This is a genomic window from Paraburkholderia pallida (genome assembly GCF_004524855.1).
Classification (GTDB): Bacteria; Pseudomonadota; Gammaproteobacteria; order Burkholderiales; family Burkholderiaceae; genus Paraburkholderia; species Paraburkholderia oxyphila.
The window spans coordinates 252,692-271,377 of sequence record NZ_CP038148.1; the positions used below are offsets into that span (position 1 = coordinate 252,692).

12 protein-coding genes are annotated in these 18,686 nt (G+C 56.7%); 4 read left to right on the forward strand and 8 right to left on the reverse strand.

Annotation, left to right across the window (positions count from 1 at the left end; genetic code table 11):
• Nucleotides 1–53: 53 nt before the first annotated feature.
• Both E1956_RS01050 and E1956_RS01055 read right to left on the reverse strand, forming a co-directional pair.
• Nucleotides 54–1,022, reverse strand: coding sequence for a threo-3-hydroxy-L-aspartate ammonia-lyase (locus tag E1956_RS01050; protein WP_134746656.1), 969 nt, complete (start codon nt 1,020–1,022; stop codon nt 54–56).
• A complete protein-coding gene (locus E1956_RS01055) occupies nt 1,019–1,711 on the reverse strand; it encodes a helix-turn-helix transcriptional regulator (protein WP_134746658.1) in 693 nt (230 codons plus the stop codon). The genes E1956_RS01050 and E1956_RS01055 overlap by 4 nt, the downstream gene beginning before the upstream one ends.
• 665 nt (nt 1,712–2,376) lie before the next feature.
• On the opposite strand from E1956_RS01055, the gene E1956_RS01060 reads away from it, so the two are divergent.
• From E1956_RS01060 to E1956_RS01075, 4 genes are all read left to right on the forward strand, one after another.
• Nucleotides 2,377–2,838: a hypothetical protein gene (locus E1956_RS01060; protein ID WP_134746660.1), complete on the forward strand. Its 462-nt coding sequence runs from the start codon at nt 2,377–2,379 to the stop codon at nt 2,836–2,838.
• A 100-nt stretch (nt 2,839–2,938) separates the two neighbouring features.
• Nucleotides 2,939–4,555, forward strand: a complete 1,617-nt coding sequence (locus E1956_RS01065; protein WP_134750237.1) for a recombinase family protein — start codon at nt 2,939–2,941, stop codon at nt 4,553–4,555.
• Nucleotides 4,552–5,454, forward strand: a complete 903-nt coding sequence (locus E1956_RS01070; RefSeq protein WP_134746662.1) for a ParB/RepB/Spo0J family partition protein — start codon at nt 4,552–4,554, stop codon at nt 5,452–5,454. The genes E1956_RS01065 and E1956_RS01070 overlap by 4 nt, the downstream gene beginning before the upstream one ends.
• Nucleotides 5,451–6,353: a plasmid partitioning protein RepB C-terminal domain-containing protein gene (locus tag E1956_RS01075; protein WP_134746664.1), complete on the forward strand. Its 903-nt coding sequence runs from the start codon at nt 5,451–5,453 to the stop codon at nt 6,351–6,353. The genes E1956_RS01070 and E1956_RS01075 overlap by 4 nt, the downstream gene beginning before the upstream one ends.
• A 234-nt stretch (nt 6,354–6,587) precedes the next feature.
• Here the strand turns inward: E1956_RS01075 and E1956_RS01080 are convergent, their stop codons facing one another.
• From E1956_RS01080 to E1956_RS01105, 6 genes are all read right to left on the reverse strand, one after another.
• Nucleotides 6,588–8,564, reverse strand: a complete 1,977-nt coding sequence (locus E1956_RS01080; protein WP_134746666.1) for a hypothetical protein — start codon at nt 8,562–8,564, stop codon at nt 6,588–6,590.
• Between the two features lie 2 nt (nt 8,565–8,566).
• Nucleotides 8,567–10,915, reverse strand: a complete 2,349-nt coding sequence (locus E1956_RS01085; RefSeq protein WP_134746668.1) for a sensor histidine kinase — start codon at nt 10,913–10,915, stop codon at nt 8,567–8,569.
• Between the two features lie 244 nt (nt 10,916–11,159).
• The gene (locus E1956_RS01090) at nt 11,160–13,556 is read right to left on the reverse strand and encodes a DUF262 domain-containing protein (RefSeq protein WP_134746670.1); all 2,397 of its coding nucleotides are present in this window, start codon (nt 13,554–13,556) and stop codon (nt 11,160–11,162) included.
• A gap of 28 nt (nt 13,557–13,584) precedes the next feature.
• Complete coding sequence (locus E1956_RS01095; RefSeq protein ID WP_134746672.1) at nt 13,585–14,427, reverse strand: phosphoadenosine phosphosulfate reductase family protein; 843 nt, start codon at nt 14,425–14,427, stop codon at nt 13,585–13,587.
• Entirely contained in the window at nt 14,427–17,765 is a 3,339-nt protein-coding gene (locus E1956_RS01100; protein ID WP_134746674.1) for an ATP-binding protein, read from the reverse strand. The genes E1956_RS01095 and E1956_RS01100 overlap by 1 nt, the downstream gene beginning before the upstream one ends.
• Nucleotides 17,752–18,681, reverse strand: coding sequence for a DUF4007 family protein (locus tag E1956_RS01105; RefSeq protein ID WP_134746676.1), 930 nt, complete (start codon nt 18,679–18,681; stop codon nt 17,752–17,754). The genes E1956_RS01100 and E1956_RS01105 overlap by 14 nt, the downstream gene beginning before the upstream one ends.
• Between the last annotated feature and the right edge of the window lie 5 nt (nt 18,682–18,686).

The window sequence follows — 18,686 nt, forward strand, 5'->3', positions numbered from 1 at the left end:
TTGGACCATGCGTGCAAGCAGCCCGCGCAACGAGCCGCACGCCGCAGCACGCATCACCGTGCGCTCGTCAGCTCCGCGAAACGCAGCAGATCGACATTCCCGCCCGAGATCACGATGCCCACGCGCTTGCCGCGCACATCGACTTTGCGCTGCAGGACGGCCGCCGCAGCGAGGCAGCCCGTAGGCTCGACCACGAGCTTCATGCGGCTCGCGAAGAATTTCATCGTCTCGACGAGCTCCGCATCGCTGACCGTCACGATCTCGCTCACGCGCTCGCGGATCACCGCGAACGTATAGCCGCCCAGATGCTGTGTCTGGGCGCCGTCGGCGATCGTCTTCGGCGTGTCGATGTGGACGATCGAGCCCGCCTGCAAGCTCTGCTGGCCGTCGTTGCCCGCCTCGGGCTCGACGCCGATCACCGTGCAGCGCGGCGCGAGCGCATGCGCCGCCGTCGCGCACCCCGAGAGCAGGCCGCCGCCGCCGAGCGGCGTGAGCAGCACGTCGAGCTCGCCCGCGTCTTCGAACAGCTCCTTCGCCGCCGTGCCCTGCCCCGCCATCACATGCGGATGGTCGTAGGGCGGAATGAGCGTGAGGCCGCGCTCGGCTGCCAGCCGCTTGCCGAGCGCCTCGCGGTCCTCGGTGTAGCGGTCGTAGAACACGACTTCGCCGCCATAGCCGCGGGTCGCCTCTACCTTCACTGCGGGTGCGTCCTGCGGCATCACGATCACGGCCTTCACGCCCAGCAGTTGCGCCGACAGTGCGATGGCCTGCGCGTGATTGCCCGACGAGAACGTGATCACGCCGCCCGCCTTCTGCTCCGGCGTGAACTGCGCGATGGCGTTATAGGCGCCGCGGAACTTGAACGCGCCCATGCGCTGAAGGTTTTCGCATTTGAAGAACAACTCCGCGCCCGCGAGCGCATTCGCCGTGCGCGAGGTCATGACGGGGGTGCGGTGCGCGGCGCCGCGAATGCGCTCGTGCGCGGCGGCGACGTCATCGAAGGAGATCGGCAGTGTGCTCATGGTCGGTGCTCGCTGGGCAGGTAGGTGTAGACGGTCGAGCGCGCCACGCCGAGCGTGCGCGCCACTTCGGCCAACGCGTGGCGCAGGTTCAGAAGGCCGCTGTCGGCCAGCTCGCGCACCGCTTCGCGGCGCTGCGCGAGCGTCATGCCGATGGGCGTGGCATTGCGCGCGGCGGCAAAGCGCTCGAGCGCCGCGCGCACGCTCTCGCGCGCCTCGCCGCTGCCGCGCGGCCCCAGCGTTTCCGCTACGGGCGCGGCCGCGTCGGTCTGCATCAGTTGGCCGAAGCCCGCCGTGACCGCGCCCAGCAGCGACACATCCATGTTCAGGCAGATGGCCGCGACGTAGTCGCCCGCGCTGTTCTTCAGCCCGATGGACGTGCTCTTGGCCGGGCGCCCGTCGGGGAAGCGGTTCGGATAATTGGCCACGACTTCGGGAAAGCCGGAATCGGTGATGCGGGCGAGGCCCATTTCCGTGACTGCATCGCCAACCTCGCGGCCCGAAAGATTGTTCGAGATCGCGACGACCGAGTGCTCGGGCGCCGTGAGGTCGTGCAGCACCACCTCGACGAGCGGCGCGAGCGTCTGGCCGAGCGCCTCGACGATCTTGCGGCCCTCGCGCAGGAGAAGCTGGTTTTCGCTCGCGTGCGCGTCCGGGAGCGTGCTCTGGAGCGCTTTTGCATGTTTCGCCATGACTGACATTTTGACATTTGATGACGAAATGTCAATCGACGATTGCCGGCAATGCCGGGCGTGCCCTGCGATCGATGGGGCCGCGAAAACGCCGCAGCGTGGTATCGAAATGTGGCGTCAATGCGCGCCCATTAGTTTGAGGACGAGCAGCAAGAACTCGGAGAACCGCGGCTCCGGAAAGCCGGCAGCGGCCTGTGGAAAAGAAAAACCCCGCACCAGGGCGGGGTTTTTCTCTGCATTTCGCGGTTGCGAGGCTTTAGAACGGATCTGTTCCGTAAGTACCGTAAACTTTCCCGCTCGGCGCCCGCGCAGCAGGGCTCGAAACACTTTCCACAGGCCAGCGTCAGAAAAAAGCGAAACTTTGGTCCGACTTTGCCGGTCGGCGGTAGACCAAAAATTTACAACATCCATCCTTGGCATTCTGCCAAAGAAAGACTCAATCAATGGGCGAAGTAATGGAAGCAGGACGGAAACCGATAACGAGCAGCTTACTGGCGATCGCTACCTTCCGCCAGACCGCAAGGGTCGGCTATGACACTTCCCTCGTGCGCCCAACTTCTTGGTCGACACGCTGAAAGCAATTTGAAATTAATGCCAGTCGATGGCGTACGATGATTCTACAGCAAGAATCCGAAAGCGCCGCGATATTTGCGTGGAGCACCGCGATGAAGCCGACCCACATCTGCGCCGCCTGCGGCGCGCTTTTCACTCCGCTTGCACACATCCCTCATCAACGCTACTGCTCATCGAAGCCTTGCCAACTTGCCCGGCGGCGGACCTGGCAGCACGAACGCATGCGAACCGATTCTGACTACCGCGCGAATCAGGCTCGGGCCCAGGCCACCTGGCGCGCCCGACACCCCGACTATTGGCGGCGCTACCGCGAAACGCATCCGGCATGTCGTGATCGCAATCGCATGATGCAGCGCGAGCGCAACGCGCGGCGGAGCGTTGGACGCGTTGCAAAGATGGACGCGTCGCCTCCCTTCAGGCCACTCGCCTCAGGCTTCTACCTTCTCTGTGATGCACTCGAGGCTAGTATTGCAAAGATGGACGCGTGGACCGTGTATATCGCCGTCCTGTCTGCCCCCGGACTTCACCTGCGTGATTGCAAAGAGAGGACTTGATTGATATAGACGGGGCACCTGCTACGTTTACTTTAGGTTTGCTCGCATCAGCCTCGCCCGACATGTGGCACTGGCTGACGTCGAATCGAATCCGATTGCCATGACGGCGCCGGGCGGCGAGCGAGGAACCGTTGCCGGCTGGAGCAGGATCGTGGACATCGATCGCGCAAGAGAACCAGTCGCCACGCAGACCAATGTGGTACGCGCGGCCGAATACGTCCGTATGTCGACGGAGCATCAGCAGTACTCAACTGAGAACCAGCGCGACCGGATACGTGATTACGCTGCGCACCGCGGCTTCACGATTGTGCGCACCTACGCCGACGAGGGAAAAAGCGGCCTGCGCATCGACGGGCGACAGGCCCTACAGTCGCTCATCAAAGACGTGGAAAGCGGTGCTGCCGATTTTCAGGTGATCCTCGTCTACGACGTGAGTCGCTGGGGCAGATTCCAGGATGCGGATGAGAGCGCCTACTACGAATACATCTGCCGACGCGCAGGCATTCAGGTAGCTTACTGCGCCGAGCAGTTCGAAAACGATGGTTCGCCAGTGTCGACCATCGTCAAGGGCGTCAAGCGTGCCATGGCCGGCGAATACAGCCGTGAGTTGTCGGCGAAGGTGTTTGCCGGGCAATGCCGCCTCATCGAACTGGGTTTCCGGCAAGGCGGACCTGCAGGCTATGGCCTGCGCCGGATACTGGTCGATCAGCATGGGCTCATGAAGAGCGAACTGCAGCGCGGAGACCACAAGTCCCTGCAGACGGACCGGGTGATCTTGATGCCGGGCCCGGAGAACGAAGTGCGGACGGTCAACCTGATCTACCGCTGGTTCATCGACGATTCGCTGAACGAGTATGAAATTGCCGCACGTCTGAACGGCATGCATATCCAGACCGATCTCGATCGCGACTGGACGCGTGCGAGCGTACGGGAAGTACTGACCAACGAGAAGTACATCGGCAACAACATTTACAACCGCGTGTCATTCAAGCTAAAAAAGACCCGTGTTGTAAACCCGCCCGAAATGTGGATCCGCAAGGATGGAGCATTCGAGCCTGTTGTTCCGAGCGAAGCATTCTATACGGCGCAGGGCATCATGCGGGCGCGTGCAAGGCGCTATTCAAGCGAGGAGCTTATCGAGCGGCTGCGGAACCTGTACCGCAGCCGCGGCTTCCTCTCTGGCATTGTAATTGATGAAACGGAGGGCATGCCTTCTGCCTACGTCTATGCCTACCACTTTGGCAGTCTGATCCGTGCGTACCAGGCCGTCGGTTTTACCCCGGGTCGCGACTATCAATATATCGAGACTAACCGCTTCCTCCGGCAGCTACACCCCGGCATCGTTGCAGAGACCGAGACCCGGATTGCTGCGCTGGGTGGCATCGTCACGCGTGATCCAGCGACCGACATGCTCACGGTGAACTGCGAATTTACCGCGTGCATCGTTCTCTCGCGTTGTCAGGCACATGATTCTGGCAGGAATCACTGGAAGGTCCGGTTTGACACCAGCCTGCTGCCCGACATCACGGTGGCGGTTCGTCTAGACTGCAGCAACCAGGTCACCCTTGATTATTATCTGCTGCCGCGACTCGATTTCGGCCAGCCGCGCATTCACCTTGCCGACTGGAACTCCGTCGAGTTCGAGAGCTATCGTTTCGATACGCTCGACTATCTGTACGGCATGGCGCAGCGTGCCCGGCTGAGGAGAGCAGCATGAGCCAACAGGGGCGGCCTGCCGTAGTCCGGATGATCCCGGTTGATCAAATCGAGGTGATCAATCCACGCGAACGGAACAGTCGTGTTTTCGCAGAGATCGTCGATAACATTAAGGCGATTGGCTTGAAGAAGCCCATCGTCGTTACGCCGCGAGCGACCGCAAATGGAATCGAGCGGTATCTGCTTGTTTGCGGCGAGGGCCGGTTGAAAGCGTTCCGTGCACTCGGTGAATCGAACATTCCTGCGCTCGTTGTCAGCGTGAGTGATGAAGACGCCTTCATCATGAGCCTAACGGAGAACATCGCGCGTCGGCAATACCGCGCACTCGAGTTGCTCGCTGGTATCCGGGATCTGCAGGAACGCGGTTATGCGCCAAAGGCCATCGCGGAGAAAACCGGGCTGTCGACTCAATATGTGCAAGGAATCCTCATGCTGCTGCGCCACGGTGAGGAGCGGTTGGTTATCGCAGTCGAGAAGGGAAAGATTCCGTTGAATGCCGCGCTTTCAATTGTCGGCGCTGGTGACAGCGACGAGGCTATTCAGGCCGCCCTGCAGGACGCGTACGATTCCGGCAAGCTCCGAGGCCGGCAGCTCATGGACGCCCGACGGATCATTGAACGTCGCAAGGTTCTGGGCCGTATGGCTGGCCGTAATATGCCCCGTAAAGCCCCTGACGTCACGTCCTCCAGTCTCGTGCGAACCTATCAGCGCGAGGTTGGACGCCAGAAGGCGATGGTAAAGAAGGCCGAGTTCACCCAGCAGCGGCTTCTATTTGTGGTTGGTGCGCTCCGGCAGTTGTTCGCCGACGAGAATTTCGTCAACTTGCTGCGCGCGGAAGGTCTGGCGACATTGCCCAAGTATCTGGCAGAACGAGTGTGGCCAGGCGGGAGTGCAGCATGAACACCGTTGCACTTGGCTTCATTCCAGAACCGCTCGCGGTTCCGATAACGAATATTCTTCCATCCAAACGCCTATCCGCCGGCGCGCTGGCATCACGAAAATTCCGGCAGATCAAAAGCTCAATCGACGAAGTTGGAATGATCGAGCCTCTGTCGGTCACGGCTGCCGATCCCACATCGGGCCATCATGTTCTGCTCGACGGGCATCTTCGTCTCGCCGCGCTTCAGGACCTTGGGTTCGAAACAGCCTCCTGTCTGGTCGCAACAGATGACGAGAGCTACACCTTCAACAATCGCGTGAACCGCCTCTCAACCATTCAGGAGCATCACATGATCCATCGGGCTGTTGAGCGAGGCGTTTCACCGGAACGGCTGGCCAAGGCGCTTGCCGTTGACGTGTCTCTAATCTTGAAGAAGATCGCTTTGCTGGACGGGATTTGCGCCGAAGCCGTGGAACTACTCAAGGACCGCCAGTTTTCGCCGGAGCTGGTCCGCGCGCTTCGCAAGATGAAGCCGACGCGGCAGGTCGAATGCGTGGAGTTGATGACCGCAGCAAACAACCTGTCCGTGTCGTATGCCGAGTCGCTGCTTGTTGCGACACCAACCTCATTGCTTGTGGACGGCAAGAAGCCGCGAAAGCTGACTGGCATCGGCCCCGAGCAGATGGCAAAGATGGAGCGCGAGATGAGCAATCTTCAGGGACAGTACAAACTGGTCGAGCAGACCTACGGACAGGATGTACTCAACCTCGTGCTCGCAAAGGGGTATCTCGCGAGACTGCTCGAAAACGCCTCAGTGCACCAGTACCTGAAAATCCAACAAGTGGACGTGCTTGCTGAGTTCCAAGCGATTGTGGATACGATTGCTTTGGATCAGTCAGCACTTGAGGCTTCGACATAAGTGATTTAGCCGAAAGTCGATCTTGCCGTGAGCATTCTTGCCGTCTCGCTTCGTTCGTGCCTCGTGCCTTTTTTAAGCGACAGATGTAAGAGATCGGTTGAAGCGCCACGCGCGCGCCGGAAGCGCCTTCGCGCAGACGCAATAGCGTTGACTCGAAAACGACCGCCTCTGCCGAAACCGAACATATCTAAACCTGAGAGTGAATTCCCCCCTCAGGCCACACCTTGACACAGCTTATGCGCTCTCGGTCACCACGACAAGACTAAGCCTATCTGCGCTTGCCTGAACAGTTCTTGCCGGTTTGAACGCCTCCTGAAGCTTGCCAGTCCGTACGGCGATCTCAACGCCACCTGCAAGCTGCTGCCCATCACGTCTTCCGGTTCTAAGGGCGTTACACAAAACGTCCGCATCTATCTCCCCCGAGATTCCAGCTTTCTTCGCTTCGCTTTTGACCCAAAGCGCAATCATGATGCAAGCGTCATCCTGAAAACTTAGCGATTGACCATCCCGTGTAAGCTGAAAGATCTTCGCTGGCACTCGCCCCGCTCCAGGAACCGACGAATCGAGGAAAGCCACCTGTTGATCCGCAATTTGTGCACCGCGTAGAAACACCTTCGCGCTAATGGCCTGTGAGCGAACCATCGCTTGGGACGCTGGCCGCGTCATGTGGTTAGCAGACGCTAGCGTGAAATGCGACGCAATGTCCTGTCTAAGTCGACCGCAAACACGATATCTGAGGCGGTCCGCGTAACCAATAAATTCGTGGACCGACAGAGCCAACATTCGGCCTCGAAGCAATCGAAAATCGTACTCCTTTCCTTCAACTTTTAGCGCGCGAGCAACGAGATCTTGTGTCGTATATTCGGGCAGCGTGTGTGGCTTCAGCTCAATCGCTTCCACGACCGCAAATAGAACAGTACGATTTGATGATGGATCACGACTAGCACCATTCAGGTCACACTGCTGAGTGATATGTATCAGGCACTCGGCTCCTTGTCCGAAGCCTTCTCCGACGAGAAGTGCCCCAAAGGGTACTAATTCATTAAATTCCGCCGAAGCGGTCGCCGCCTCAACGTCCCACAAAGGGGTGGGATTTTCTAGGCCGGTCCACGTAAAACGCGACAGTAGCGTACCAAGATTAGCCGGATCTACAAACGGCGTAATGAAATGATGCGTGATCTTCGCAGGATTACCTTTTATTTGGTCCTTAAAACACACATCAAGCGCTGCAATTGCAGCCCGTACCTCCCGATCTGACTCAACGTGCCACATATATTCTCTCGCGAGAAGCTCGTTCAGATGGCCGTCGTAGGGGTCAAAGTCGGCCGACGCCTTGAAGTGAATCTCCTGCATGGCTGCCGCATCCAGATTCCAAATTGACCGTTCTGCACTTCGTCGAGCGTTATCCAATGCGGTCGTCCAGACTCGCATAAACGTCCGCATCCGATATGCGACGTCGCGCTGTCTCGACAACTGCTGATATGTAAGCCGGAGTCCTTCTACACCAAAGGATTCGGCATAGACATCAGCTTTCTTCATCACTAGTAGGCCTGCGGCACTTATCTTAGACTCCGAGCTGAATCTTCGTTGGTGCACGATCACTTCATCGTGACTTGACATGAAGATAATCGGCGGCAACGCTTGATCTGCAAAATCGTCGGCAAACTTCTTAAGATACTCGACAGCTTCATCGACTGGATTCGCACTTCCGGCAAGTACCAAATCGAGTATCACGAGCTCGCATTGCATCAGAACACCCCCTGCAGGCCGCGTGTCCTGAAATCTAACGTCGAATTCGGGCTGAGGATAGGCCTCTTGGATGCACGACTTGAGCAGCCGAATTTTCTCGTGTCGCGCGAGAAAATTCGCCAAAGGCCGATTTAGTGCATCTGTTGCGCGGTCTCTGAACGCCGCTGAAAGGATCACCTCTGACACAACAGCATCGGAGGTCAGGTATTGCCGAATCCGATTTATATCCCACTGCTGCCACTCTTTAGGATCCTTTACGATCTTCGCTATTTCCCATAGCTCATTGAATTCCGGGCCGTTTGGATCCTCTAGCAGCGCGGCGCATTCATGGCCAAGTTCGGAAAATCTCTCTCCCGCGAGTTCATCATCGACGACCACTACGCGTTTCGACCCAGCGGATCCGGAAGCAGCCGCCTCGGTCGATTTGACTTCAACGCTCGCGACAGCAGCGGTTTGCGACATGACTATTCCTTAGGCAGTTCTATTGTGAATGTTCTGAGTCGCCCATCATGGTCCGGCGTCTCGTTGAGATAAAGTTTTCCGCCGTGATACTCGACAAGCTCCGAGGCGATGTAAAGCCCTAGTCCTTTTCCCTTTCTCCGCGTCGTATAGTACGGTCTGAATATCTCCTTTGCGTACCGTGGATCGACTCCTGGGCCATTATCCGAGACATTGACGGTGAGTGCTTTTGAGTCGACCTCTATCTCGATCGCCCGCCCAGCATCACCTTCCCGCACTCCCTGTTGGAGCCAATAAACGGAGTTGCTCAAGAGATTTTCGAGTGCTTGAGCTATCAGACCTCGAACCATGTGAACCTCCACCTTTCTGTCAGGCGCGGCTCCATCTACCATTACGGTGCAGTCGATGTCGTGACGCTTGAACCGGTTCTTGAAGCCCGACGCAATATTCCGGATCTGAGTAACTGCGTCGTAATATTCTTTGCGATGCCTTCCCGCCGGACTCATCGCGTCCACCGAGCGGATACGCTTATTGGTGGCCACGATCTGCGTGCGTAGATTATCGATCACTGCGATCACGTCACGCTCACCCTTTTTCTTTTCAAGGTCTACCAGCAGTTCGCCAGTTCGCTCCGTGAGACGCGACAACTCATGTATAACAATGTCAACGACCTGCCCAATGTTTGCTAATTCGAGGAGCTCGACTCGTGTCTCACGTGCAAGCTGCAGTGAATTTTTGATGGATCTCACATAGTCCACCTGATCGCGTAGAGCCTCCCGAACCTCCGCCATTTTGCTCTTTTGCGCAGCCGGGACGGTCTTGCCAATTTCATCGATTGTTTTTAGTGTTTTCCTTAAGCTCTCTTCAGAGTGTCGCAACGACTCTTCAGTCGACTCTTCCGCTATCGCGATTCTCGTCTCCGCCTCTTTGGTCGCATTGATGTGACTTCTGAAATCCGAAACGATAATCTCGCCCAAAATATCTTTCAAAAGTTTTTGCTCCGGACACGAAATCAGCCGCTCCCGGTTCGCGGCATCAACCAAAAACGGATTGCGCCGTGATGAAATGCTTACACTTCCAACCGTCTGATATCGATTTAGCGTGAAACCTTTCGCTTTGAGCGCTCCGCTGTCCCACTCGAGCCAGTCGTCCTCCATTCCACCAGTCTGACCAACTCGGAAGCCATCGCGATATACCGCAAATCCCCCACACCACAGGTTGAGTTCGTCCGCTATTGTCTTTCGAGTTCGGTCCACATCGGCAGCACCAAGCATCTGCCGGTTAAACCAGAGGCAGTTCGCGGTGAATGGACCGAGGCGCTTTAGCGTTTCAACGGAACACCCGAGCTGGTTTGCAAGCTCCTTAGCTGTCCAACCCCGAATTTCAGGTGACGTGGCGTCACGCCAAGTTAGTGTGCGACGCAAGACCGCGGCACTCCCATCGACGGCAGCCGGATCAAATGAAATTACAGCCCTGAATTGCGCACATTTTTCAAGCCAGATTGGGATGGACGGTACAGGCTGTCGTTTCCCGTTGAGCAACACATCGACGGGGTAAGGTAACGTCGATTTAACAAACGGATCCTGGAGGCGCCGGAGGTATCGTTGAATGAAAGCTCCGACCTTCTCTGCATTCCAATGTGCCGCAAGATCACGTATCACGATCTGCGTACCCTGCTCATTGGATGGACCAAAGCCATCATCTTCGACCTTAACTTCGATATCACCAAGATAGGCATTTGGATCGTCAAACAGGGGCCAGTCAAACTCGATCTTGTTCCATTGTTGAGTCTCCCGTCGTTTCGAGCGGACAATTGCGCGAGCGCCCAGTCTCATCATTGACAGGCGCCCCACGCCTTTGTCGCCCAAGATGATCTGTCCTTCCTCAATATTTTTCTTAAGCAGGAATTTCGCTGGCGTACCGATTACAAGAAAACGGTCACGAAGATCGTCGGCGCTCATGCCGACACCCGTGTCCGCAACCTCGATAAAGTACTCCTGCCCAAGAAAGTTACCGATAAACTCGGCCAAATCAGGTGTGCCTCCAGCGTTCGCGCGAAATGCGGCGATCACCTCCGCACGCCTGTGAATATCCAAGTCTGGCGATATCGCCCTGTCGATCTGCTCTAATGCGCCACGAGTGGTTATCGCATTGGCATTCAGTTGATCCCGAAGAAACTCAAGGATCGAAGAATCGACGGGGCTATTGATCTTTACGGTGACCCGCGGAGATCGCGCATCAAAGGCATTCTTGATAAGCTCATTGAGCGCGACGTCATCCGACGTAATTAGTTCGGCGCCAAGCTGACGCAACGCGCGTGCTGCAATTCTAAAACTGGGTGGGGTAGTGTTCATTTCACACTCGGTGAATCACTTATCTTCAACACGCGATAGCGCTGTAGCTACTAATTCACTCTGCTCGAGTTGTCGGGCGCACAGAGATAGCTAGCTCGTGACCAATCAGTAACTCGACTTCCGGAAGGTGCGAAAAATCACTGCTGGCCTCATGATCGACAGCAGAAGAAATTGTTGGCACTTCCTTCATCCCCGGCGCCATCCCGAGACCGCGCGGTTCGTTGAAAGGCCAACACCAAATCTTTCACGCAAGTCCGAGCCAAGGAGCCAGACGATCCCAAGCAAGTGCCGCGAGCTCACGCCCTCGTTTGTCCACCGCAGCCAGATTCCATTCGTCTGGCACCGTGCTCAAAGTTCTGACGTGAGGAAGATATTCACCCCAATATATTGGGCCAGCTGTCTCAGACAGAACGATACCGTCGAGTTTGAGTTGCGTAATGACTGTTTCTGCTTCCTGCTGGCTACGCGCTGCGAGTGCGCCGTACAACGCGCGCTTCTGTTGCCATGGGCGATCACTCAGCGAGCCGTTAGCATTGAGCGGGACAAGGGTAAGATTTCCTAAGCGCTCGTACTGGTCATCACCATACAAATCGCTCGCCCACCCGTTTGCCTTTGAACGAGGTGCGATATGTTCAATCGTCAAATATTTCTTGCTGGTCCATGTTTCGAGCTTCAAGGTAGGATGCGATCCCTCCTTGCCATGAATCAGTTGCCCGAGTGGCCCTTCCACTGTGTCGTGGAAAGCGACGAGCAGGAAAAACCGGGCAAGCGTCGTATTCACATCGTAGAGCGGTTGAACAATTACTTTTTCAACCCACTCTTCCTTGCTTCCAAGGTTGATACCTCCATCGCCGCGGTCCGCCTTGAGGCGGCCCACCAGCGCCGCCTGAATGGCAGACGCCTTTGGCAAAGGAGTATCGCCGCGAAGGGCCCTCGCTAATTCCGGAACCCCAAACTCCTGCGCCCCCTTGCTCATCAAATCTCGATAGACAGAATCGATGCGATCGGTTGTAGTTCTGGACGCTCGCCACAGGATCGTAAATGCAGTTACGGCTCGGACCACACATGAAAATTCAGCGAGCGCAGCAGCGCGGTCTTCAGGGGCCGCAGCCGTCACCTCAGCGGCATATTGGGCCAACAACGGCGCAGTTATCGTATGGCCGATATCAACGAGGAATCGTAGGCATAGTGCGATGGGATCGGAAAGTGAAACGCCTGCCAACACTGGCTTCGAATCCCCATCGACCCAAACCGCGTCGAAGAAGCGCGAGAGATCTGCGAGATGCCGGATAAAAAGTTGCTGTTCCGGCCGCGTTTTGCACATGTCAAACGACTCACGCATGAAGCGCCGCTGCTCAGCCAGATTCTTCGACCGTTTCTCGCCCGTTTCTGCAAGAGCGAAAGCAACGAGGAGATCGGCAGAACGCTTCTGGCGCTCTTCAGCTTTCGACGCCTTTTTCAAATACGCAAAGGCAATGTCGAGCTGCTTCTTCTCCTCGGATGAGTTGTATTTCGCTAGCCCAACGGATTGGACAACCTTGGGCGTGAACGTCTCGAGTGCAGTCAGCGGCTGCCCTGTTGTATTTAACGCCTCGAACACGTCAAACGCAAAATCCTCGGTGGTCGCAGTAACTACGACCAGCGTGATTCGCTCAAGAGCAAAGCGTGCAAAGAAGAGAAGCGAAACAAGTCCGGTCGCAGCCTCCCACCAGTTTTTGGCCTTGGCATCATCGACCTCCAATTCCAGCTCCCCGGAATCGTCGACCATCAGCTCATGAGACTGCTGGCTCAGAATTGCCTCCAAGGCTTCCTGCATAGCGCTCGGAAATTCCTCACCGAACAGTGTCTCCTGCTTGCCTGCGTCGCGAACAATATCGAGCAGCCGCGGAAACTCCTCGTCGGACGGAAGCGCCTTCAGCTTCGCGCGCATCACTTTCATCAGTTTCAGTATGCGGCCATTCTCCGCAGACTTATCCGCCGATTTTTGAAGATGAGGCAGAAATTTCGTCCAATTAGGATCGCTTTGCTCGCGGAAGCTAACAAACTCGAACAGCAACCATGCGATCGGCGATCCATAGGCGGCCTTGTCTGAATCGTATGACCACGTATCGATGAAGGCCCGAATCATCTTCGGAAAGAAGCGGTACGCGCCCTCGCCATTGTTTTGCTTCTCCGCCAACATCTGGGAAAGCAAGCCACGCATATCATTGACACGCGTCTCAATCCATACCTTGGTCTCGTCACTGACGGTGACCTTCGACTTCCTGAGCTCGCTCCACTGGGTTTCAATCTCCAGGAGCAGGGCGAGGCACAACATCAGCAGCGTGGTCAGCCGTTGCTGACCATCGATGACTGTCATAACCTGGCCGTACACCTGATTTTTCACCAAGGGGTTGATCGTCGTCTTCTTGGCATCATTCATCGTGATGATTGTGCCGATGAATGTGATCGATTCGTCAGGTCGCTTCAGCAACGCATTGAGACCCTGTAATGTGTCATCAATAAGCCTTTCAACGTTCGATCTGTCCCACGCATAGTCACGTTGGTACGGCGGGATATACAGGCCTCGGCCGTTTTTGGAGACAAAATCGTAAAGACTTTCTGAATTGGCTTCGAATATTTTTTGAGCTGGACTGACCACCTGTCTACCCCCGCGATCTCAGTTCTTGTTACTTGTGGCAGACCAAGCAAGCGCCGCCACCCTCGTCTTCCAGAAAAAGATCATCAATGTCTACAGCTCCCTCGAGCTGCTGACGCAGCGGATTAGGCCGTCTTCGGGCCATTTCGCGCTGCTTGCGCAATTCGTAATCGGCTTGAATCTGTGCCATTCGCTCCGGCCGCTCCAGCTCTTCCAGAGATTCCCGTTGTGACCACGTAAATGGCGAGCCGTGCTCCAACGCAGTTTTCTCGTAAGCTTTCGCTGCTTCGAACGCATCGGGGTGAACCTGCTTAAGACGCACCCACTCGATCTTCTGCTGGAAAAAACAAAACGTGCAACCGCTGCGTGAGCGCCAGCTGTAGTATGCCGGCAAGCCGAGACCAGATGCCTCCAGAATCTCGACCACACCAGACTTATCGATCCCGTGTTCGCGAAACGGCAGGCGAACGTGCATGTTTTCGTGCTGGGCGACCATTCCCTCCCGGTGATCTTCGTCCGCGCGGATCGCCACATAGCTAATGACCGTGTCTCCGTCATTGAGCCACGGCCTTACCCAACGCTTAAATGGCTCGAGCTTGAGCTGGCGCGTACACCAACGCGTGTTTGGCGATGGAAGGAAATTATTGTACTGCCGAAGCCAAAAATCGAAGCCGCGGTTTGGATTTAGATATTCAATTGGTCGCCCGAGGAACCCCTCCAGTCGCCCAAGAAATTCGTAGACTTCCGGAAGCTCCTTTCCAGTGTCAGTAAAGAAATAGTGTATGTCGCGTTCCGGAAAGTGCTGTCGCATGAATATTGCCAGCGCTGCACTATCCTTCCCGCCAGACAATCCGAGCACGTGCCGTTCGGTCATCAGGCCACCTCCGTCTTCGACTGTTTCATCAACAGCGCACCCGCTTCAGCAAGCGCTGCCAACACGATTTCCGGCTTTTCCTTATGGACCGCAGCGAGAACACGCTTCACCAGATCGTCTACTGCAGGCACATCAAATTCGGACACGTCAACGGAACCAGTCACGTCGTTGCCATGACTGGCCCCAAACACCACACCGATTACCCGACGCGTCGATGGACGGCCCCGCAGAGTCGCCATTGCCTCAGCCCTACGAAATTCGATGGCCCAGTTGCTCAATTGCAAGATTGCCGCATCGATATCTCGATCGACCCAGTTGATGCTGGGTTTGCTCACGGCCAGACTGATCAGGCCCTCAATGGCTGCTTGTGAACCGTCAAACAGCTCGAGCCGGCCAGCAAATGCATCAAGGCGAAAGTCGCCAGTAATCCCTTTCACCGTTGTCGCACGCAAGTGAAGTGACTCCAGAGAGCGGCCTTCATGATCAAGTGCGGAGAGCAGAGCCTGGTTGACACTGCCCAGCATTTCCCCATAGGAGGTGGACAATTCATCCGTAACAGTTCGCAACTTCGCAATCAGCTCAGACGGCGCCGAGACCCGCAGAACGCTCGGCAGATCGGTGAAGAGCACTTTATGCGGATCATGCGCCCGAAGAAGCATGCCTCGAACTTCCTGCGATGAGGACGATATCGAAGTCGTTCGCTTCGTCCACTCCGGAAGATCGACCACCATACCAACCAGGGCTCGCGCAGCATCCAGAGGCCCCGCTTCGCGGCGCGACGACGCCTGCCCCACGCTTTCAGTGATCGCCTGAACGATCATCGCCTCATCCTGCGAAGCTTCCACAAATTGAAACTGAATGCTCTGCGGATCGAGCAACCACTCATCAATTACCGCTTCGGACAGGTCAGGAGTGAAGACGCCGCCGACATACATGGCAACAGATGATCTGCAGGCCAAAAACAACGCGAGTGCCAGTACGGGCATTACACCTGCACGCAGACCATAGGGCGGGGCGGCCCAGTACTCATAAATCTGCGCGAGTGTCCGCTTTGATCCGGATTCTGTCAGCCGGACCTGCGTCGCCCACCAGAGTGCTTCCATCGAAGCGCCTCTTGGGTTCGCATTCGGCGGCCCGAAACTCCACTGCCCATCTTCCCGACGGGCATGCAGCCCTGGCGCCTGGAGGAGGGAATAGTAAAGGCCGGCGTCCGCTGGATACCCGTCGTAGCCGAGATTCTCCCTGTCTGCATGGGTAATCATCCGATACAGCAGATCCTTTCTCGCTCGAACAGAGTTGCTTGACGGCTCCTCGCGATTAATCAACTCGCTCAGAATGTTTGGCGTCTTTGGGAAGACTCCCTGCGCGATCGATGATGCTATGACGGACAGGCTCACACCACGCTCGCGATTTTGCAGTTCCCCCTGTCTATACCACTTTGAAAGGGAAAACGCGTCAGCAAGCTCTTCTTCCAGCGCAGCTCTTACCGACTCCATCCGGCCGATGAGCTCACGCCGGGCGACAGCGTCACCCTCCAGCTCTGGGCGCGTGTTAAGGACGCGGTCAGACGCAGCCAGCTCCAGACTGAGTTCGGTTATGCGCTCCGCGTTGCCAGGCACACCTAGAATTGCGGATCCGTTCTGAATGGTGCCGCTGAGCTTTTGCGCCCGACTGTCCGCAGACCGCTCTGACTGACCAATTTCCGGCAGACATAGCCAGAAGCAGCCGACGGCCCCCTTCTCAGCGCCAAAGCGTTCGACGGCGCTCTCTACATTCGCTAGCCTGACAATGCGTCGGGTGAACCATCGCATTGTGCCCGTTTCGTGATATAGCCGTTTGGCGAGGATGGGCTGCAGATCGCTCAATGAGGCAATTTGCTCTAGCGGCGGTGCACCGATTTCCGCACGCGCCTGACTCATTGCACCTTCAATGTCGAAATCGCTCCCAGCGAATACACCATAGGCGCCGAGATGTTTGCGTTCGATCAGAATTTTGCGGTGAACCAACTCTTGCAGTGCGACATGAATCTCTTGAGGATCCGCGCCCTGTATAGAGACCGCGAGAACAGACTCCTCAGGCACCAGACCTGTGCCATTGCGAAACATCTCGATGAGTGCGACGGCCTTTACAAGGTCGACATGTACGGGACTGCCGCCTGCTTCGGCGCGATCAACGGCATCGCATGCCACCGCCCATCGATGGCTGTCTGGTGAAGCGAGGATTGCGGGCTCAAGGTTGGCTCGCAGATAGTCCCAGTATTGCGCGGGACCATACATCGACTCCCAACGATTCGGTTGACCATCGAGGAATTCGAGAAAGCCTAACGGTTCGCGCGAGGCCAGAAAGCCAAACGTGCTGCGCTCGTTCTGGCCAAACCTGCGCTTTGAAATAGGGCCCAAAAGGGCTGCTGTGACAGGATGTACTGGCCAGCAGCGCAAGAGCCCTTCGGCCAGACCGGCAGGTGCTCCCGGACGTCTGGTTCTGATCGCGGTTGCAATGGTATCGACGAAAGCTGAAGCGCTCCGACGGATAGCCTCGTCGCCCACCTGTATCGCTCTGCCGATGAGTTCAATGACTTCATCTGTAGCGGCAACAAGAGGAATGTCAACGAACCGCCCTTGAACCTTTGCCCAATCATCTTGCGCTTGCCGCCCAAGGCGCGCCGCGTAAGCATCGAACGGCTGATGAAGGATGCCGACCACAACCAGCTTGCCACTCGTCCGACTGGCTGCCTCTGCAAGCTCCTGGAAGAAGTAGACATCGTCGCCCCCGTGAGCGGACGCCTCGAGAAACTTCCCAAGTTCGTCGATGACGATCAGGACACCCTGCTTGTGAGTCTCCGCAGCCTCAACCAGATCGGCGATAACGTCAGACGCCTTTCGCTTTCCGACTTCTTCGCCCTTCGCTCGCGCGAGCGCCTGCCGCAGTTCCGAAATAACGCTCGCACGCTTTCCAACGACCGGCAAGACCATCCAGCCGTCGCCACGAGACGAAAACGCCTTCGCGACTGCACTATCGGCAGGCAACGCCAAGATTTGCCTCGCCTTTTCGCGTAGCTTGGCGTTCTGGCCGACAAGCGAGCACAACATCAATGCGAGGGAAGACTTGCCTCCACCGTACGGCCCTGTCCACGTGAAGGCTCTCTGCCTTGTATCGACGAGTTGGCGAGCCATGTTCTCCAACAGCGCCTTGGCAGTACCTTGGCAGACGTAACCAGACAGCGCGTCCTCTCGCCCGAAGTCCGTGTCCACGCGGACCGAACGAAGGAATTGCCGGGAAATAGTAACGGCGTCCGACAATTTCCGATCCGGAATCTCGTTATGCTTAGCGCTTCGCATAGGCGGCTCTCAATAGCTTCAGCTTTGTTCCCTCAATGTCATCCAGCGCGCGCCCCAATCGCGTGACCTGACGTATGCCTGCTTGCTCTGTCCACTGAATCTGCCCGTTACTCAACGACTCCAGAGCCGTAAGCCTCTCTGCAACTGAATTTTCATCCAGTTTGAACACGCGCCCCGGTGAACCGTAGTCGTGCGCGACCCGGTCGAAGGCCATCACTGAACCTGAGTGCTCAAGTCGCTGCCAATAGTCCAGCAATGCGAAAGCAAATACGCCGTCGGGGAGCGACCTCTTCAGTCCCCGACGAAATTCGAAAGAGCCCTTTGCGTTCTGCTGAATCAAACCGAGTTCACCAAGGAGCGGCTCACTCATTTCCTCGAGTGATTCGCCACCCACTTTGGGCACGTAGCTGCGTATGCAACATTCGACATCTCTCTTTAGCGTCGCGACGGACACTTTCAACTCTCGGTCCGCCGCAAGGCTGGAAATTAACTTTACGATATGTTCCCGGTCAAAGGTCTGCTGCACGACAAGATTGAACAGCACGTACCATGTCGTGGTCTTCTCGGGAGTAGAAGCAAGAAACCAATGCATGAGCCAGGTCGTCGCAGGCTTCTCGCAAAACGGATCGGCACCTGATGACGGGTCAAACAGAAAATTGGCGAGTCCGGTAGGTCCAAAACCTCCATCTCTTTCTTCAATAATCTTGCATGCCGTAGCCCAAAACCGGATGGCCGTTACCATGTTCTTTCCGACACCAAATCGGACGATCGAATCCTCGTCGGAAAACGTTGATTTCGATACCGGCGCATCATCTCCAGACACTGCGTCGTACGCCTTGCGCAGCCAAAGCTGACGCAAAGGAAAGGTCTCATGTCCGGAAAACTGCATCCGGGAGCTGTTTTTAAAGGTGTCCATGGGGT